At 55.4% G+C, this 17,998-nt stretch carries 14 protein-coding genes; 9 read left to right on the top strand and 5 right to left on the bottom strand.

The genetic code is table 11. The features are described from left to right. Positions 1-101: 101 nt before the first annotated feature. The 6 genes from DRET_RS06150 (at position 102) to DRET_RS06125 (ending at position 6,663) form a co-directional block, all read left to right on the top strand. Entirely contained in the window at positions 102-692 is a 591-nt protein-coding gene (locus DRET_RS06150; protein WP_015751665.1) for a TorD/DmsD family molecular chaperone, read from the top strand. Continuing rightward, positions 682-2,958, top strand: a complete 2,277-nt coding sequence (locus DRET_RS06145) for a molybdopterin-dependent oxidoreductase (RefSeq protein ID WP_015751664.1) — start codon at positions 682-684, stop codon at positions 2,956-2,958. Before DRET_RS06150 ends, DRET_RS06145 begins: the two co-directional genes overlap by 11 nt. Before the next feature lie 57 nt (positions 2,959-3,015). Continuing rightward, positions 3,016-3,585: a 4Fe-4S dicluster domain-containing protein gene (locus DRET_RS06140; protein ID WP_015751663.1), complete on the top strand. Its 570-nt coding sequence runs from the start codon at positions 3,016-3,018 to the stop codon at positions 3,583-3,585. After that, entirely contained in the window at positions 3,582-4,382 is an 801-nt protein-coding gene (locus DRET_RS06135; protein WP_015751662.1) for a dimethyl sulfoxide reductase anchor subunit family protein, read from the top strand. Before DRET_RS06140 ends, DRET_RS06135 begins: the two co-directional genes overlap by 4 nt. 37 nt (positions 4,383-4,419) lie before the next feature. Next, complete coding sequence (locus DRET_RS06130; RefSeq protein ID WP_015751661.1) at positions 4,420-4,965, top strand: hypothetical protein; 546 nt, start codon at positions 4,420-4,422, stop codon at positions 4,963-4,965. A 66-nt stretch (positions 4,966-5,031) separates the two neighbouring features. Next, positions 5,032-6,663 (top strand): FmdE family protein, encoded by a 1,632-nt coding sequence (locus tag DRET_RS06125; RefSeq protein ID WP_015751660.1) that lies wholly within the window; start codon positions 5,032-5,034, stop codon positions 6,661-6,663. 156 nt (positions 6,664-6,819) lie between these two features. Here the strand turns inward: DRET_RS06125 and DRET_RS06120 are convergent, their stop codons facing one another. Continuing rightward, a complete protein-coding gene (locus DRET_RS06120) occupies positions 6,820-8,085 on the bottom strand; it encodes a cation diffusion facilitator family transporter (RefSeq protein WP_015751659.1) in 1,266 nt (421 codons plus the stop codon). A 250-nt stretch (positions 8,086-8,335) separates the two neighbouring features. Here DRET_RS06120 and DRET_RS06115 point away from each other — a divergent pair, with 250 nt between their 5' ends. Continuing rightward, complete coding sequence (locus DRET_RS06115; protein WP_015751658.1) at positions 8,336-8,677, top strand: carboxymuconolactone decarboxylase family protein; 342 nt, start codon at positions 8,336-8,338, stop codon at positions 8,675-8,677. A 193-nt stretch (positions 8,678-8,870) separates the two neighbouring features. Here DRET_RS06115 and DRET_RS06110 read toward each other — a convergent pair whose 3' ends face one another. Together DRET_RS06110 and DRET_RS06105 are read right to left on the bottom strand one after the other, a co-directional pair. Further along, the gene (locus DRET_RS06110) at positions 8,871-10,283 is read right to left on the bottom strand and encodes a sigma-54-dependent transcriptional regulator (protein WP_015751657.1); all 1,413 of its coding nucleotides are present in this window, start codon (positions 10,281-10,283) and stop codon (positions 8,871-8,873) included. A gap of 119 nt (positions 10,284-10,402) precedes the next feature. Beyond that, positions 10,403-12,991, bottom strand: a complete 2,589-nt coding sequence (locus tag DRET_RS06105; protein WP_015751656.1) for a c-type heme family protein — start codon at positions 12,989-12,991, stop codon at positions 10,403-10,405. A 734-nt stretch (positions 12,992-13,725) separates the two neighbouring features. Here DRET_RS06105 and DRET_RS06100 point away from each other — a divergent pair. Beyond that, positions 13,726-15,507, top strand: coding sequence for a YeiH family protein (locus DRET_RS06100; protein ID WP_015751655.1), 1,782 nt, complete (start codon positions 13,726-13,728; stop codon positions 15,505-15,507). A 112-nt stretch (positions 15,508-15,619) separates the two neighbouring features. Continuing rightward, entirely contained in the window at positions 15,620-15,934 is a 315-nt protein-coding gene (locus DRET_RS06095; RefSeq protein ID WP_015751654.1) for a hypothetical protein, read from the top strand. A 192-nt stretch (positions 15,935-16,126) separates the two neighbouring features. On the opposite strand, the gene DRET_RS06090 is transcribed toward DRET_RS06095, so the two are convergent. Continuing rightward, the gene (locus DRET_RS06090; RefSeq protein WP_015751653.1) at positions 16,127-16,759 is read right to left on the bottom strand and encodes an NF038143 family protein; all 633 of its coding nucleotides are present in this window, start codon (positions 16,757-16,759) and stop codon (positions 16,127-16,129) included. Between the two features lie 97 nt (positions 16,760-16,856). Further along, positions 16,857-17,888 (bottom strand): radical SAM/SPASM domain-containing protein, encoded by a 1,032-nt coding sequence (locus DRET_RS12955; protein WP_015751652.1) that lies wholly within the window; start codon positions 17,886-17,888, stop codon positions 16,857-16,859. Positions 17,889-17,998 lie beyond the last annotated feature (110 nt).

Raw genomic sequence — 17,998 nt, 5'->3', positions numbered from 1 at the left:
ACTCTCCGCATCCCGGAGGGGGCCTGTCTGACCACAGAGCCGGGGAAAACTTCAAACCATCCATTTTGGGGCGGCGTTTCGTCCCAGGGCACGGGAGGCGTATGATTCAGACCAGCACCGCCGTCGCATTGCGGGATTTCTTCTTCAGCGTCCATGCCGACGAGATGGCTGCCGCCCTCACCCGGCTGGACGAACTCACCGGACAGGCTCCTGCGGTCGCGGATTGGGATGCGGTGGAATTCGGATTCAACCGCCTTTTCGTCGGCCCGATGGCTCTGGAGGCCCCCCCATACGCCTCTGTCTATCTTGATCCGGAGCCGCTGCTCATGGGACGGTCGACGCTGGCGGTGCGGGATGTCTATGCCCGGCTCGGTCTGGTCTCGCCAGCCAAGAACAGTCTGCCGGACGACCATATTGCTTTGGAACTGGACGCCTGCGCGGGTATGCGTTCGGCTCTGGAGCACACCCCTGACGACGAATTGCGGGAACTCTGGCGGTCCTTTGTCCAGGAGCATATGCAGCAGTGGGTTCCCCATTTTATCACCCGAATTGAACAAAGCCCGGAGACGCACCCGGTTTTTCGCTATGTCGGGAACCGGTTGCGAGAATGGCTGGAAGCGGAGGCGGCTGCCCAGCCGCCGTTGGCTTCCCGGAACGCGCCCAACCAGGAGGGAGACAGGTATGACGACTAGACCGAAACAGACGCGACGGGAAATTGGGGGATGCCCCCTGACCCGGCGCCACTTTCTCAAAGGCATGCTCGCCGCCGGTGTGGCCGGCGCCGTTCCGGCTGGACTGCTGCGGCCTCTGCCCGCAGGGGCCGGCATTGTCTATGAGGGCGGCTATGAGACCTTCCGCAACGCCTGCCCGCGGAATTGTTACGACACCTGCAGCATCGTCAGTTATGTCAAGGACGGTGTCCTGCAATACATCGAGGGAGCGCCCGAATCGACGTTCACCCGGGGCGGGCTCTGCGTTAAAGGCTACGCCTACACCCGGCGGCCCTACAGTCCCGACCGCATCAAATATCCGATGGAGCAGCAAGGACGCGGTTCGGGAAACTGGAAACGGCTCAGCTGGGACGAGGCGATGGACAAGATCGCGGACAAGCTGGTCGAGATCGGGGAAAAGGACGAGAGTATGCTCGGCCTGGGATTAACTAAATATTCCGGGAATTTTGGTATTACGAACTACGGCATCGAAGGTATGATGACCTCCCTGGGGTACACGACCCGGTTTGTGGGCACGCCGTGTTGGCCGGCCGGTATCGATGCCCAGAACTATGATTTGGGGGATATGTGGTGCAACGACCCGGAAGATATGGTCAATTCCAGATATGTGATCATCTGGGGCGCCAATCCGGCCTGGTGTTCGGTGCACACCATGAAATACATCTACGAGGCCCGGGAACGCGGCGCCAAAATTCTGTGCATCGATCCGGTTTTCACCCAGACCGCGGCCAAGGCTGACGAGTTCTGGCAGGTCAATACCAGTGCCGACGGCGCGCTCGCCCTGGGCATGTGCCGTCACATCCTGGACCGGGAACTGTTCGACGCGGCCTGGGTCAAGGCCAATTCCATCGGTTTTGAAGATTTTGCCGACTACCTGCGCCGGGAGGTGACTCTGGAATGGGCGGCCGAAAAATCCGGCATCCCGGCCGAGCGCATCGCCCAGACCGCTGAGGAATTCGCGTCCGCCAAGCCCGCCACGGTCTGGATTGGCTACGGATTGCAGCGCCACGTCAATGGCGGGGCTACGGTCCGGTCCATCGATGCTCTGGTGGCCATGACCGGCAATGTCGGGAAAACCGGTGGCGGTGCCCGCTACGGTCACCTGCGGACCTGGGGCTTTAACTATTACGCCCTGCTCCAGAAACGCCCGGAAGGGGCCAAGGGGTTTGTCGGCGGTTCCGGACCCAAAGGAGATTTCGATTTCTCCGGCGAAGGCGACCAGGAAGTCGAATATTCCGATCGTACGGTGAATATCAACAAGACCGCGCAAATGATCCTGGACACCGACGATCCTCCGGTGCGGGTCCTCTGGATCTCCTGTAAGAACCCCTTCAGTCAGGACTTCGATCGCAATAAACTTCTGAAAGCCTTTAATAAACTGGAAATGGTCGTCACGGTTGACCAGTTTTTTAATCAGACCGTGGAGCAGTCGGACATTGTGCTGCCGGTGACAACGCTCTTTGAAGAGTGGACGGTCAATTCCTCCTATTGGCATTATTGGGTGGGGGTCAACGAACAGTCCATCCAGCCCATGCACGAGGCCAAATCGAATATCGAGATCGCGGCGCTGCTTTCGGAAAAGATGAACGCACGCAAGCCCGGCTCCTGCACCTTCCCCACCTCCATCGACACCAAGGAATGGATGGCCAAGGAATTCAACGAGGGCATCCACGAACTCCTGGGCATCTCCTCCTGGGAGGAACTCAAGCAAGGCCCCCGCAAGGCCCAAATGCATCCCGCCTCCTGGCACGATCTCGAATTCGGCACCCCCTCGGGCAAATACGAGTTCCGTTCCGAGCTGTGCGCCGAGAACGGCCACAATGCCCTGCCGGAATACGTGGACGGCCGAAAACCCTACGACAAACTCCGGTTATTGACCCCGCACACCAAGTTCGGGATCCACAGCCAATTCATCAATCTGGACTGGATGGAAGAATACAATCCCAAACCGTTTGTCTACCTCCATCCGGCTGCGGCGCGGGAACGCGGTATCGCCGACCTTGATCAGGTTCGGGTCTTCAACCAGGTCGGGGAACAGACCCTTACGGCCAAGCTGACCGATAATGTGCCGCCGGATTGCATCATGATGTATGAGGCGTGGTTCAAGAACAATCCCTACAATTGCAATGCGCTGGTCGACGACACCTCCTCGGATATGGGCAAGTACAAAACCGGGGCCCCGGGCGTCGCGATTCACGACCAGTTCGCTGACGTGGCCAAAATCTAAAGGCCGCCGGGAATGACGCCCGGAGAAACGATCGAGCCTGTTTCATTGGAGGAGACAATGGCCAAACAATATGGATTTTTTGTTGACGCAGAGCGGTGTATCGGCTGCTTTACCTGCGCCATGGCGTGTAAGAATCAATACCACCAGGAGGAAGGGGTGATCTGGCGTCAGGTCTATCCCCTGACCGAAGAGGTCTACCCCCACCGGGAACGGGCCTTTTATTCCCTGGCCTGCAACCATTGCGAAAATCCGACATGCCTGAATGTCTGCCCGGTCAAAGCGTATTATAAACGCGAGGAGGATGGGATCGTCGTTCACGAGCAGGACAAATGTATCGGTTGTGGCAATTGCATCCGTTCCTGTCCTTACGGTGCGCCGCGCTACAATGAAGTGCTCAAAAAGGCGGAAAAATGCAGCTTCTGCTGGCAACGCATCGACGACGGACTCAAACCAGCCTGCGTGCTCGCCTGTCCGGTGGACGCCTTGCAAATCGTGGATATGGCCACCTTTGATCCCCCGGACACGGTCCAATATCCGACCGGTTTTCCCAAGTATCCGGATCTCAATCCCTCGGTACGGTTCCGGCTGCCCAAAACTCCGCTTGACATCAGGAGGGACGACACATGAACGGCATGGAACTTCCCCTCGTTTTTTTTACCGTCCTCAGCCAATTGGCCATAGGCATGGCCTTGATGAGCACTATCCGGCAATTCGCCACAAGCAACGGCGCCATTGGTCCGGTACGAAACGAATGGTTGGTGGCTGCCGGGGTGGTCCTGCTCGGGCTGGTCGCCTCCCTGGCCCACCTCGGCCACCCCACTGGAGCCGCCCGGGCTCTGGTCCATCTGGGTAAAGCCTGGCTCAGCCGCGAAGCCCTCGGGGTTGGCATCTTTCTGGCTCTGACGGTCTTGACCGGGTTGAGCGCGCGCAAACAGGCCAATCCGGTGTTAGCCGCTCTGGCAGTGGCCGCCGGTCTGCTGACCTTGTTGTTTACCGGGATGACCTATGCCCCGCCGAGCTATCCGGCCATCAACAATGTCCTGCCTTTTGTCTTTTTCCTGTTCACGGTCTGCATCCTCGGTTCCGGGTTTGGCGTCTACTTCACTCCTGAATCCAAGCGCCCCATGTTGACACGGATTCTGACCGTGAGCCTGATAACCGCGCTGGTGGTCTACCTTATCGTGCCCTGCGTCTGGCTCTCCGGGGGGACGGTTATGGCCCTGACCGGCAAGGCCTGGATCGGTTCCTGGATCTATTGGTTGCGCATCGTGGTCGGTTTGGCACTGCCGCTGGTCGTCCTTGCCAAAACCCGGTCGATCCCTTTGTGGTTGCCCTTCGTGCTCCTTGCTGGAGAACTGTTGGGGCGTATCGTCTTTTTTAGTCAAACCTTGCACTCAGCCGCAAACATGGGCGGCCTCTACTGATGCAGTCCCAGGGCCTGCTGGCGGGCTGGTGAGCGCCATGCGTTGCCGCCTCGGCAGCGGGCCCTGGGGCGTGGCAAACGACCGCGATGTCGCGTTGCCCCCTTTGTCCCTCTATTCACTGCGAGCACTGATCGTGCGCTACAAACGCTATTTTTGCCTTCTCGTTTGGACCTGCTGCCTGTTCTGGGCCACCGGAGCCGTGGCCCAAAGTGTCCCGGCAGATGACTCTGCGCCGTGTCCGGTTGTCGCTCCGGGGGACTACGCCGCAAGCGTGTCCGTGTCTCCGGAACCCGGGCGGGTCAATGAGCCGGTAACCCTGAGCGTGCGCCTCACCCCGGCTGAACCGCCGGAGGGCTTTTTTGTCTCCACGCTGGTCTCTGTGGTTCAGGGTCCGGCCGGACCGTCGCCTACGATTGCCCCCGGCTTTCCAGACACCCGGTTCACCGCAACGGTTCCGGGAGAATATGTTCTGGAAGTCCGGGCCAATATGATCACCAAATCGAGCTGCGGCGGTGTAGAGAGCTGGGAGTTGCTCAGCCAGAGGATTGCACTGAAGATCGCTTCCGCCCCAAAAAGCGAATGATCCCATCGCTATTTTCAAAAAAATCAAGAAGCCGCAATCCAGAACACGCCAACAACTGGAGAATGAATGAATATCGGGTCGCATACGTTTGAGGAATTCAAGGAAATCGCCCGGCGTTTCCACGGTTTTCCCGCCCCGGGGCTGCTGCTCGGCGGGTATATGGTTGAAAACGCCAAAGCCAGGATGCCTGAGGGGGTCCTGTACGAGGCGATGGTCGAGACCGGCAAATGTCTGCCGGACGCGGTGCAGCTGCTCACGGTTCTGAGTGTGGGCAACGGCTGGATGCGGGTGGTCAATCTCGGCCGGTACGCGCTGTCGCTCTATGACAAATACACCGGTGCGGGATGGCGGGTGTACCTTGATTCCGACAAGCTCGACCATTGGCCGCATATGCAATCCTGGCTGATCAAGTCGACGCCCAAAAAAGACCAGGACACCGAAGCGTTGTACAGGGAAATCGAAGCCGCGGGCGACACGGTTTGTTCGGCGTACCCTATCCAGATCCACGAGCGGTTCCTCGGCAAATCGAGCATGGGTGAGATCGGCTGGTGCCCGGTCTGCCGGGAATACTACCCCACCCGCGACGGGGCTGTCTGCCGGGGCTGTCAGGGTGACGCGCCCTACGCCAGCATACCGGGCTTTCCCGGACTCGGGCAACATCGAGCCCAGCCTCACGCGGTTTCTCTGGAAGAAGCCGTGGGCAAGACCGCGGTCCATGATATGACCCGGATCGTCCCCGGCGAGACCAAGGGACCGGCTATCCAGGCCGGTCAGGTGATCACCGGGGGAGACCTGTGCCGTTTGCAGCAAATGGGACGGGAACGGGTCTATGTTCGGGAGGAGCTCGGAGGCGTTGACGGCTTCGTCCATGAAAACGATGCGGTCCTGGCCTTTGCCGAGGCCATGGCCGGCGAGGGGGTCACCTATACCGCGCCGCCGAAGGAAGGGAAAATCGATTTTCGCGCCAGCCAGAGTGGCCTGCTCGTGGTCGATATCGAGCGGCTCCGGGGGTTTAATTGTTTGCCCGATGTCATGTGCGCCACCCGGCAATCCGATATCTATGTCGAGAAGGACAAGGCGTTCGCCGGCACCAGAGCGATCCCGCTGTATCTGAGTGAGGACCGCTTCGAGGCCGCTTTGGCTGTTTTGCGCGACGGCCCCCTTCTGCGTGTCGAGCCGTTGCGCCCGATGGACATCGGCATTCTGGTCACTGGCTCTGAAGTCTTTAAGGGGTTGATCGAAGACAAATTCGCCCCCCTCATCCGGGGCAAGGTCGAGCACTTTGGTTGCCGGGTGTGTGCCGAGGAGGTTGTTCCGGACGACCGGGAAACCATCGCTGCTGCCGTGGCCCGTCTGCGGGAGGCCGGGGCTCAGCTGATCATCACTACCGCAGGCTTGTCCGTGGATCCTGATGACGTGACCCGGGCGGGGCTGCTGGATGCGGGGATGACAGACATGGTCTACGGTGCGCCCCTGCTGCCTGGAGCCATGACCCTGATCGGCCGTGTGGGCTCCAGCCGGATTTTGGGCGTGCCCGCCTGCGCTCTTTTTTACAAAACGACCAGCCTGGATCTGCTCCTGCCGCGGTTGCTGGCAAACCGCCCCATCACCCGTGCTGCTTTAGCCGAGATGGCGGACGGCGGATTCTGCCTGAGTTGTACGGTGTGTACCTTTCCCAAGTGCCCGTTCGGCAAGTAGGCGTCCTAGCACGTCGAATTGCTGCTGGTTTGCATCGAGACACGACAATCCTCAATACGGGGCCAAAGGGTGTTGCGGCGCAGGACGCAGCCGCTGCAACCGGGGGGCGTTTTGCCTGCACAGAGGAGCAAACGCCTCCCGGCCCTTTTTTTCCGCTCAGCCAGCCGCCTCGTTTTCCGCCCCAGTCAAAGCCTCCTCGAGTTCCTCCGCTGCTGCGGTCCGGACATCGATGCCAGCATTGGCAAAGACATACCCCGGACCTTTATGCCGGATATCCTCCCGGACCAGGACCTGGTCCACCTTTTCCTGTACCAGCCATTCAGCTACCTGAATTCCTTTGCCCTTGGCGACTGTTGCAAACGGATTGGCCTTGACCGTTTGTTCGACAACGGCCCCGTTTTCCCGGTTGCGTTGCACAAACGCAAAGAACCCCGCTTCGCCGAAATGGTGGCTCAGCCGCCCATGCCGGGTCTCCAGAGGGACTGCCACCCGGTGGTGTTCGGCCCGGCGGGGTTCGACATGGATGAGCACTCGCTCGACATTGTCGAGTTCGTCTTGCAGGCGGTTTTGAATCCGTTCCGTGGCCGCGTGGGCCTTGGTCAGGTTCTCGGTGCGTACCCGGATCGTGGTCTGAAGAAAGCGAAAACGGCCCGCGTTGCGCCCCACCAATGCAATAATCTCAGTGACCAGCGGCTCACTATGGATGATATCCCGGGCCTGCTCCAGGGTCTCCTGTTCTACTGACGCGTCCAGAAGCACGCGCATCCCCTCGGTCAGCAATTCCCAGCCGGCATGGGCGATGAAAAGGACCACCACAGCCGCGGCCAGTTCGTCGATTCCCAGACCAAAGAGGCTGAACTGGATATCCACGTAACTGAGCAGGGCTGAAACAAAGACAACGAGGGAAGACAGGACATCGACCTGGCGGTGCTTGCCTTCGGCGATCAATGTCGGGGAACCGGTCCGTCGTCCGACCTTGAGGGCGTAGCGTCCGAACCCGAAGGTCACCGCTGTGGTTCCGGCCAGAACGAGAAGTACCAGCGGCGTCACTTCGACTGCGGCCGGACCGGAGCCCAGGATGTGCCGCACGATTTCGTAGCCAGCAAAAAAGATGAACAGGGCAATGACCACGGAGATGAGATTTTCGATCTTATACAACCCCAGGGGAAACGTCGGGCTCCGCCGCGAAGACAATCGGACGCCGCCGTAAACCGCCAGGGAGGCAAAAGAATCCGTGGCCGAGTCAATGGCACCGGCGGTGATGGCCAGGCTGCCACTGAAAACGGCTAAAGACGCTTTGGCTGCGGCCAAAAGAAGATTGATGAGAAAAGCATAGAGCGCCACGCGGCGGATCTGATAGGTTTCGGGCGAAAGCGCTTCGCTGCCAGCAGGAGATGGAGTGTGTTTTGACGCGGTGGACATGGTTCGACCTTGCATTGAAAAAAGGTCCGGATTCTGAGAGAAGGTATAGTGAAAAAACGTATTCCCCCTGCCCGGGCATACCGCCAAGAATTGGCGGGGAAAAGATCACATCCGCAATGCTTCAGGATTCGCTTGGAAGTGCCCAAGGGCGTGTGATCGGAATACAGATGGAGTTGCCGGTGGTGCTCCTCTATTATCATGGAGGATTTCCACCGCTCCGCCGCGCAATCCAGAGCACAGGAGAAACGGCATGTCAAAGCAGATCAGTGAATTGGAGAAGATGGTCGCCAATTTCCGGGCGTTTCGTCACCATTTACCCGATGTCGGCGAGGCTTACGACTGCCTGCCGGCTGAAGCCCACAAGGACGGGGTCCTGTCTGGAAAGGTCAAACGCCTGATGGCCCTGTCCGCTGCCCTGACCCACGGCTGCAAGGCGTGTATCCTCTATCAGACCGAAGAAGCCCTGAAATTGGGGGCCAGCGTTGAGGAGATCCTCGAATCATGCGCCGTGGCCATGAGCCTTGGCGGTACGATGGCCGCGGGCGAAACACCGCGGGTTATGGAGTACCTCCAGGAAAAGGGACTTGTCTGATTGGTTGCCGGGTGGCGGTTTCTGGCAATCAGAACTAACGGGTAATCCCTATCAGGCCGTTGAACATCTCCCAATGGCAGACAGCAGCAAGACGTTCAGACTCTTGCGTACGGACACGTACGTTGCGACCTTGAACGTTTCTTGCGCCCTTGGGATTGTTGAACGCCCTGGATTATAAAGAATTTTTTAATAGTCAGCTATTCCGGTAGTTTCTTGGGTCGACGGCGGTACGGCGCAGGATTTTTTGCAGGGCGACCCGGCTCAGCCCAGCTAACTTGGCCGCCTGGGAGACATTGCCCCGGGTTTTTTGCAAAAGGGCGTGGATGTACTCGGTGGTAAAACTTTGTAAGACGCGCTCCTTGGCTTGGCTGTAGGGTTCCAATCCGTCACCTTCGGCAGTTCCCTCCTCTTCCGACTGGAAATCATAGCCTTGGTTATCAATGAGCGCGATGTCTGCCTCCGTGACTTCGTCATTGCTGGAAAAAACCAGGGTCCGACGCACGACATTTTGCAGTTCTCGAATGTTTCCCGGCCACGACCTCTGTTGTAAGGCGGCAATAGCCTGAGCAGAAAATGGCTTCGGTGATATGTTGAGTTCGCTGCAGACCTGCCGGGTAAAAAAATCAGCCAGTAAAGGGATATCTTCTGGAATTTCTTCGAGGCGCGGTGTCTTGATAGTGACAACATTCAACCGAAAAAAGAGATCCTCGCGAAATGCTTTGGTGTGGAGTTTGTACTCCAAATCCTGATTGGTCGAGGACAAGATACGGACATCCACCGGAAGGTCTTTATTCGAACCCAGAGGACGGATCTCTTGTTCCTGAAGCACGCGTAAGAGTTTTGTCTGCACGGAAATGGGAATGTCCGCGACTTCATCCAAAAGCAGGGTCGAGCCGTTGGCTTCCTGGAAAAGTCCTTTTTTGTCCTGCGTCGCCCCGGTGAAAGCCCCTTTTTTGTATCCGAATAACTCGCTTTCCAATAAATGTTCGGGAATTGCCGGGCAGTTCACCGTCACAAACCGTTTGTCCCCTCTGGGACTTAACTGGTGAATGGCTCGAGCCACAAGTTCTTTTCCGGTCCCGCTTTCTCCGCGGACGAGTACCGAATAATCCGTTTTGGCGACAGAACTGATAAGGTTTAAAAGGTCCTGGACGGGTTTGGATTGCCCGACGATGGCGTTTAATCCCGCCGCCAATGGACTTTCGGCCCAATTGTCCTGATCGCTACGCAATTTTTGCCGTTTCAAGTTGCGTTTTAAAACAGCGACCAAGTCCGGTATTTCAAACGGCTTGCAAACAAAATCCGAGGCTCCTTGCTTGATGGACTGCACGGCCAGGTCGACATTGCCGAATGCGGTCATCATAATCACCGTTATATCCGGGGTCAGATTTTTTATCTTTGGCAAGAGTTCCATCCCGCCGATGCCTGGCATGCATACGTCCAGGAGAACCAGGTCGTACTGGTGCTCGAGGAGTTGGCGCAGCACCTGCTCGGAATCTCCGCAAACATGGATGTCGACATCGTCGAGTTCGTATTCCAGAATCCGTTTGAGGCCCTGAATCATCTGCAATTCATCGTCTATAATCAAAACGAGTTGTCTGGCCATAGATGCACCGTTCGTTTTCAGTTTCCAATTGGAGACGTTTGCAAGTAAGAGGTTGGGGACAATAGTCCTTGAGGCGGAGAAGCAGCCTCCGCTTCACCGAAAGTGGTTGTAGTTCGGATTCACTCTCCGCTTGGTCTGGTGGTGTCCTGAGCGACATTGAGTGATGCTTCAAGGGGGAGACTGACGATGAACCGGGTCCACTGCCCTTGTTCGCTTTCCAAAGTGATTTCCCCACCGTGGTCCTGGATGATACCATAACTGACCGACAATCCAAGCCCCGTGCCTTCACCGACCCGCTTCGTGCTGTAAAAGGGGTCGAAAATTTTTTGACGAATACTGCTCTCAACCCCGGGACCGTTGTCCCAGACGGCCAAGGCCACCCTCCTGCCTTCCTCCTGGACAAATGATTCGACCACGATACGCCCCTGTTCTCCTACAGCCTGCATGGCGTTGAGCACCAAGTTGACCACTACCTGTTGGATTTTGTCCGCGCTGACCACAACAAGCGGCAGAGTGGGATCTAATTGCAAATGGAAATCGATGCCATTTTTATGCAATTGGTGCCGTAAAATCTGAGCGACATTTTGAATAATGGCATTGATTTGTTCAGGACTCTTAGGGCTTTCTTGTTTTTTTGAAAATTGCAGAAGATCAGTGACGATTTTCTTGCAATTCCGGGCTTGTTGTTCGATGACATCGACATCGGTGACAGCTTGAGGGCTCTCTTTGAGTTGCCGCTTCAAAAGATCAGTGTAACACAGTATAATGCCCAGCGGATTATTGATCTCATGGGCGATTCCCGAGGACACCTGTCCCAGAGCAACCATTTTTTCCGTCTGCTGTATTTTCTGATCCATTTTTTTCTGCTCAGTTATTTCATGAGTATAGCGAATAATATTTTCCACTTCACCGTCCTCATTCACAATAGGATAAAAGTGGAGCAAGAAAATTTCACCGCTTGATGTTTCTACCTCCCTGCTACTGGGCTTTTTATCTTCTAATACTTGCGGCAAGCTGCAATCTGGACAGATATCATCCAATCCCGCATGGATCTCATAACAAGGCCGATGGAGAACGTCAGAAAGGGTGACATTGTATCGGCGCAAATAGGCCTGATTGACCATTTGGACCCGCAAATCGCGATCGAGAAGGACCAGTTGGTCGGTGATACCGTCAAAAACAGTCTGGAGCAACTCTTTATTATGCAATAAGAGGTGCATATCCCTCAGGCTCTCCACAGCGATTCCTATCTGCCGCCCTATGGACAGAAGCAGCTCTTTTTGTTCCTCATTAATGTCCACAGGGTCCTTATGGATAAAACTCATGACCCCCAGGACCCGGCCACGGCAGGAAATGGGAATGTTGGAGCAGGACACCTCTGGAGCAAGCGTCACGGTACTGCACAGTTCAGCACGTAAGGCGCGCGTGATAGAGGCCTTGAATTGTTCATTGTCCCGGGACGAATGCTCGGAAACAGAACAGGAATTGGCCACTTCTTCGGGCAGCGCGCCCGCGTTATAGGCATACCGCAGGACCAAAACATCCTGGTTCTGGTCCAAGAGATAAACGCCCGCGCCATGGGCCGGAATAAGGTCCAGGGTCTGAGCCAGCACCCGTTGCCAGACATCATGGACACCTTCTGCTCGTGTGGTCAGTTCAGAAATCCGATTCAAAGCGCCCAATTCCTGATTGCGGGCCATGACCTTTTGTTCCAGCAACTGCTGGGAGTGCTCCAGAGCCTTGGTCCGGCGCGCTACTGTCTTTTCGAGATTCTGGGCGTGGTTTTTGAGTTCCTGCTTGGTATGTCGCAAATGCTCCGACATGGTCACCGCGGCTTCTGTTAATTCCTGAAATTCATCACGTGGCTTGTCCGGGTCAATCGGGGGCAGAAAATCCTGCAGACGTTTGTCTTCAACTTCTCCTCGGAAAATATGCAGAACGCCCCGGAGATTGTTAACCACGACCTGATTAAAGATCCAGGCCAGTGCAGCGTAGAAAAGCGAGGCGCCGATAAAAAGAAACAAAAATGTTGTTGTGGCCTGGTTTTGTATGACGGAAAAGGCTTTTTGTACCGGTATGCCAACGGCCACAACCCCAGCTAATTCTCCAGCTTGATGACCGAACCCCCTTTGATTCCCATAGCGTTCCACCAATTCCTGGGGGGCATCTTCAGGTTTTCCGTGACAGGTCATGCAGGACTGTTGAAAATACACAGGCTTAAAGCGCATAAACTGTTTGTCACCTGTAACGGTCATGACCCCCTGCCAATTCTTCAGTTCCGGATTGCGGCGGAACCGCTTGATCATCCCTACTTCCAACATGTTTGCTTCCGAGTCAGGGTTGCGGGCATTCACCGCCACTCGCCGGTACTCGTATTGCGGCAGTTCCTGATTGAACAGATCCATGATGGACCGGCTCGCGTACGAGGTGGACATGGCTGGGAGTAAAAAAAAGTCCTTCCCGAACCGCTCGTACATGGCGGGCCGGAGTTCTTCGCGGACATAGTGGCGGCTGGCCTCTACAGCGGCCATGACCAATTGTGTTTTTGCGTACGCCTGTTCTTTGAGCTGTGCCTCTTCGCGGTTGTACAGGAAAAAGACCGCGAGAAAACAAAACAGGATCAAAGCCAAGGCAGTACCGAGTAAAAAACGTGATCGGACCCCTAGGGATTGCTTGAAAAACGCGCTGGAATTTTTTTGAGCAGTCATTGGATTCTCGTGGTGTTGTGTCAAAGTAGGGAGTGTCTGGCCAGGCCACAGCCAGGTCCTGACAGCACCGGTAGCTTTCTTCCCTCCAGCGTGTACCACGCAAAGAGGCTCGGCAATTGAGGGGATGTTTGTGGCGCTGCCCCCGTTTTTTCGCGCAGAAACAGCATCAAAGAGAGTATGAGTGTAGCGTTGCCGGCCCTGCGAAGCAGGTGCAGGTTGAATGCCGTTTTGCCACCAGTGCCATCCTTGCGGCACGATACGGATCTTGTCCTTGCGCCGAAGATTCATGGGGGGCTGCGCCAAGCAAGGATTTGAGGATCAATTCCCTTCAGGTGCTAAGCGCGATTGGCAGTTTGTTCTTTTTCAGGGGAATCCCGTCTGTGCTTTTCCGCGCTGGCGCGAACGGGGGTGCCTTCCTCCTGGCTCATTGTCTTCGCCTGTATGCAATCCCGGCTTAGCACGTCAATGCCAACCGCGGTTGGCACCACGCCGGTTGCTGGAGTAGCTTGTGCCAGATGCAACAGGGATTTTATGCTATAATCATCTGGAATATATAGCTTAAAATACAAATATTCCGAACTGGTATTTTTGGTTTGCTTTTTGCTTGTGCCTAATCAGACAAGGTCTGTGCGCATGGCGTGCCCTCAGGCACGCGACGCCAACCGACCTTGAATTGGTAATGGACAAGCGAAGGCTCAAACCAGCAAAGACACGTATGCAGAGGAGGTGTTTGCATGGCAAACCAGGATGACAGCCAGAGCACTGTTCGCGAACAGCGCATGAGCATGTGGAAACAATTGTACAAGACCGAGGACTATTGGGCCATTTGGTTGGCCGGCTTGTTTTTTGTGGTCGCGGTCGTTTGTGTCATGACGTGGAAGCCGGCCGTTGAGGAGCTGCCGGAATACCGTGCGATCATGAACGAGGAGATGGACAAGGCCGGATTCCGGACCATCGCGTATACCGAAGCTGAAGATGCGATGGATGGCATCCAGGCCAAAAAAGAGGGGTTCACTTCGGTCATCTATAATTTGACCAATCGTCCCAAAGGGTGGACGAGCAACCCGCTCAACTCGATCTACATGAGTGAAGAACAGGCAGCCAAAAAGCGCGCAGCTGCTGCCGATCGCTTTGAGGCGGCCAAAGAAGAACTCGCTCAGGCACGGGCGGAGGCGGAAAAAGCTGAAGCCGCAGCAGCTGCTGCGAATTTTGAAGACAAGGAACTCAACCAAAAGGCCAAGGCATCCATCACGAAATGGCGTCAAGCCAAGTCGTCTCTGTCATCGGCGAAAAGCGCCGCCACTGCCCAACCCTACAACCTCATCCCCAGCCTGATCGTGCTCGGTATTGTGATCATGCTCTTTTTCGCTATCGGGGCACGTTTTATCGGCATCAACCTCCGGGATTTCTTTAAAGGATTCCCGGTTATTTTTGTCCTGGCCTGTATAGCCTATTTGATCAGTAGTCAGGCCACGCTGAAGGCACTGGGACTTTCCTACGTGCTGTTTGCTCTGGCCTTGGGATTGATCATTTCCAACACATTGGGCGTGGCCCGTTGGATCAAAACTGCCGGGCAAACCGAGTTCTTTATCAAAACCGGGCTTGTTCTGCTTGGGGCACGAATCTTGATCGGGCAGATCGCCCTGATCGGGATTCCCGGTATCTTTGTCACCTGGGTTGTGACACCTATTGTCCTGGTGACCACATTCTGGTTTGGTCAGAATGTGATCAAGATGCCGTCCAAGGAACTGAACATCACCATGTCTTCTGATATGTGCGTTTCTGGTGTGTCCGCGGCCATTGCCAGTGCCTCGGCCAGCGGTGCGAAAAAGGAAGAATTGACCCTGTCTATCGGCATGTCCATGATCTTTGTGGCCGTGATGATTTTTGCACTGCCCGCTATTGCGAACATGACAGGCATGCACCCGGTTTGGGCAGGCGCTTGGTTGGGTGGAACAGTGGATAACACCGGATCGGTTGTCGCCGCCGGTGAGTTGATCGGTATGGAAGCCATGTATGTGGCGGCCACGATTAAAATGATCCAGAATGTGATGATTGGTGTGATCGCTTTTGGCGTTGCCGCCTATTGGTGCTTGCGCGTCGAACCGCAACGTGCCTGCAAGCCTGGCGAAACGCCCATGAAGCTGACCGCCGGCGGGGCGCTGATGGAAGTCTGGTATCGCTTTCCCAAGTTTATCCTGGGCTTTATCGGCGCGTCGGTCATTTTCTCGCTGATGCAGACCGGTGTGAATATGGATTGGGGCCAAGCCATGGTGAATGATGGAATCCTGGCCATGGCAAACCGGTTCCGCGGTTGGTTCTTCTGCCTGGCCTTTGTCAGCATCGGCTTGAGCATCAACTACGGGGAACTCAAAGAGCCCTTGCGTGGTGGCAAGCCCTTGTTGCTGTATGTCTCCGGCCAGACGTTGAACCTCATCTTGACTCTGTTCGTCGCCTGGCTCATGTTTATGGTTATTTTCCGCGACATCACTGATATGTTGATGGCCGGCGCCTAACCACCTCTTACTGCCTCAATGGGCGTCTGGGGAGTCCCCAGACGCCCATTCAATCCGGACAGCAGAGGACGACACATAATCCTGCAAAGGTCATTTGTTTCGGAGGTTTTTCATGCAGGTTCCTACCCCATCCAAAGCAGACACCAATTGTTCCTCAGCAAGCGCCTGTGTGACAACGACCGTGACCCGCCGGGCACGATGGATACGCTTTCTCCTTGTTATTTTTGTATTGGGCACGGCCATCCACTACGCTCCAGCAGTAGAACGCCTTCCTTTTGTTGGGAAGCAGGTCACGGTGCTACGTGAAAGCGGTGTGAATGTGGGCGCCTGGTATTATGATAATGTCGAAGAATATTTTGAAGCCGAAGAATATATCAAATACCAAAAAAGAAAGCAGGCTCGCCTCAAAAACGATCCTGCTTCATAACTTGTAGAAAACGTTTTCCACCAGAAGATGATTCCAAATCACCGATAGCCTTGGCATGAAGGCCAATGGCATCGGTGTGATGTACCGTATGGAAAGACTTTTTTCTTTTTGAGTTTTTGCCCTTTCACGTCCCCCCCCCTTCCCCGCATTTTAGACCATCAACATGAGGTCCGGCCCGGTGTGATTACAGACCTACCCTTTCCGGCGCTTCTTTTTTCCCGTCTGATTATAAAAAAAGTGTATTTCTTCTTCGCGTAACTGGATAGATTGATCCTGGAGCCTGTGTACGACCTGACGACTTTCATCTGAATCGTGGATGTTCTTGGCCAAATACTGATTGAGGTCCCTTTCGCCATGATTGACCTTCCGTATGAATTCTTTGTACTTCTGAGATGTTGGATAGGCCTCATGCAATAGCTCGGCGTATGTTGTCCCATTGGCCGACAAGAGTTTCCGGTAGTGCGATTTGAAAATATTGATAACTTGCACCTGCCTGTCCAACAAGCCCGGATCATGGTCCGGAAGGGTGTCTAATTCGGGGAAATACTCCTCAGCCGGCAGGGTCTCATCGGGTATCTGATCAGAAATTTCCTCGAAAGCCTTGTTCAAGGCTTTTTTTCGTGGAGCCATAATGCCGTTTGCAAAGGAACGGACACCGGTTTTATATTTATTGACCCGGTACATATGGTGGACGAACAAAATTGGAATCACAATCATCCAGACTGATGTCTCAGGCTTATGCAGCACTTCACGACCGAGTCTGTAGGCGAATTGTTCTTCGTAGTCTTGGACAATTTCATAGGCGTTGTCTGGTCTGAGACTCATGCGTGGAAAACTCCTTGAGTAAGTGGTGAAAGCGAGGTGATTGTACTCAACTCTCGTTTTGAAAGCCCCCGTTCTCCAGGGGCAGTTCAGATTGATCCTATTCTTGGGATGAAGCTCGGTGGGTGTCAATTTGTCGTTTTGCACACCTTGAGCACATCGCCAGGTCCAGATGCTTGCGAAAGCGTTTATATTCCGGTTTATGCCAAATGGTTTTGAAATCTTCATCAGCAAGGGTGCCGAATTGCATGCGCTGCACCATCTGTTCCTGGCCTTGGAACCAGTAGCGGACCGGACCCTGCACTGGAATTTGGGTCATAACGCAGGGCGACACTTCCCCCCACTGGCTGAGGCAGGCCGCACGCTGGACATTTTCGGAGCATTCTCCCTGTGGGAGCCATGGGGTATAAAAATGGGTATAGACCTTTGCTCGCACTTCTGGTGGAGAGAAAATCTCATCCAGCCAGTATTGGAGCCGCTGATACTCCTGTTTGCTGTCGGCGAGCATCGCCTGCCGATGCCAATGGGCCCCCAAAGGGAGCGTCAGATTCGAGAGCACCGTGTGCTCGATACCACTCTCGCGAACCAGAGACGGTACGTCTTCAAGATCCCCTAGATGGGAACGCAGGACCATATACGCCAAATGTATTTTGGGGGTGCTACTCTTGAGTCGGACCTTGAGGCGTTGGAGCGTTTCGATGGCCCACATGACATGCGCAAAGGAAGTGCCCCGCCGGATGGCATCATTGTGCTTTCCTGTGCCGGCCAAAGAAAAGGCCATGATATCCAGACCCTGATCCACAGCCCGGTGCAATGTGTCCGTGGTGAGTTGATTGCCATTGCTGGTGCATCCAGCCAGCATTCCTTTGGCTTTAACCTGAGCCAGCATGTGCCAGAATTGGGGATGTAAAAGTGGCTCTCCCCATCCCTGAAGATACACCAGGGTTGTTTTTTTCAACCGTTTCAAAAAGCTGGCAAACAGGTCGGGGTCGATATGTTGAGAGCGCCATCCGGATCGCAGCCTGGTATGGGGGCAATACGCGCACTTGGCGTCGCAATATGAGGTCACAGCCACCTGCACCCAATCAAGTTCCGGATGCCGTTTTGGCCACAAGGCGGACAGGCCTTCCATACGCACTCCCCTGGCTGACTGGTCCAAAAGCCCTTCTCTGGCCGGTAAAAAATTCCTTATAAGGCAGGCCGTTCAAAAATCCCAAATGCAAGGTGCAAAAAACGTTCACC

Origin of the sequence: Desulfohalobium retbaense DSM 5692 (genome assembly GCF_000024325.1) — a bacterium.
In the GTDB taxonomy this organism is placed as follows: domain Bacteria; phylum Desulfobacterota; class Desulfovibrionia; order Desulfovibrionales; family Desulfohalobiaceae; genus Desulfohalobium; species Desulfohalobium retbaense.
The sequence above is the reverse complement of the archived record's forward strand: the minus strand, read 5'-3'. Positions and strand labels throughout refer to the sequence as shown.

Coding starts and splice junctions, on each gene's coding strand:
- DRET_RS06150 (WP_015751665.1), top strand. CDS start 102: ATGATTCAGACCAGCACCGCCGTCGCATTGCGGGATTTCTTCTTCAGC.
- DRET_RS06145 (WP_015751664.1), top strand. CDS start 682: ATGACGACTAGACCGAAACAGACGCGACGGGAAATTGGGGGATGCCCC.
- DRET_RS06140 (WP_015751663.1), top strand. CDS start 3,016: ATGGCCAAACAATATGGATTTTTTGTTGACGCAGAGCGGTGTATCGGC.
- DRET_RS06135 (WP_015751662.1), top strand. CDS start 3,582: ATGAACGGCATGGAACTTCCCCTCGTTTTTTTTACCGTCCTCAGCCAA.
- DRET_RS06130 (WP_015751661.1), top strand. CDS start 4,420: ATGCGTTGCCGCCTCGGCAGCGGGCCCTGGGGCGTGGCAAACGACCGC.
- DRET_RS06125 (WP_015751660.1), top strand. CDS start 5,032: ATGAATATCGGGTCGCATACGTTTGAGGAATTCAAGGAAATCGCCCGG.
- DRET_RS06120 (WP_015751659.1), bottom strand. CDS start 8,085: ATGTCCACCGCGTCAAAACACACTCCATCTCCTGCTGGCAGCGAAGCG.
- DRET_RS06115 (WP_015751658.1), top strand. CDS start 8,336: ATGTCAAAGCAGATCAGTGAATTGGAGAAGATGGTCGCCAATTTCCGG.
- DRET_RS06110 (WP_015751657.1), bottom strand. CDS start 10,283: ATGGCCAGACAACTCGTTTTGATTATAGACGATGAATTGCAGATGATT.
- DRET_RS06105 (WP_015751656.1), bottom strand. CDS start 12,991: ATGACTGCTCAAAAAAATTCCAGCGCGTTTTTCAAGCAATCCCTAGGG.
- DRET_RS06100 (WP_015751655.1), top strand. CDS start 13,726: ATGGCAAACCAGGATGACAGCCAGAGCACTGTTCGCGAACAGCGCATG.
- DRET_RS06095 (WP_015751654.1), top strand. CDS start 15,620: ATGCAGGTTCCTACCCCATCCAAAGCAGACACCAATTGTTCCTCAGCA.
- DRET_RS06090 (WP_015751653.1), bottom strand. CDS start 16,759: ATGAGTCTCAGACCAGACAACGCCTATGAAATTGTCCAAGACTACGAA.
- DRET_RS12955 (WP_015751652.1), bottom strand. CDS start 17,888: ATGGAAGGCCTGTCCGCCTTGTGGCCAAAACGGCATCCGGAACTTGAT.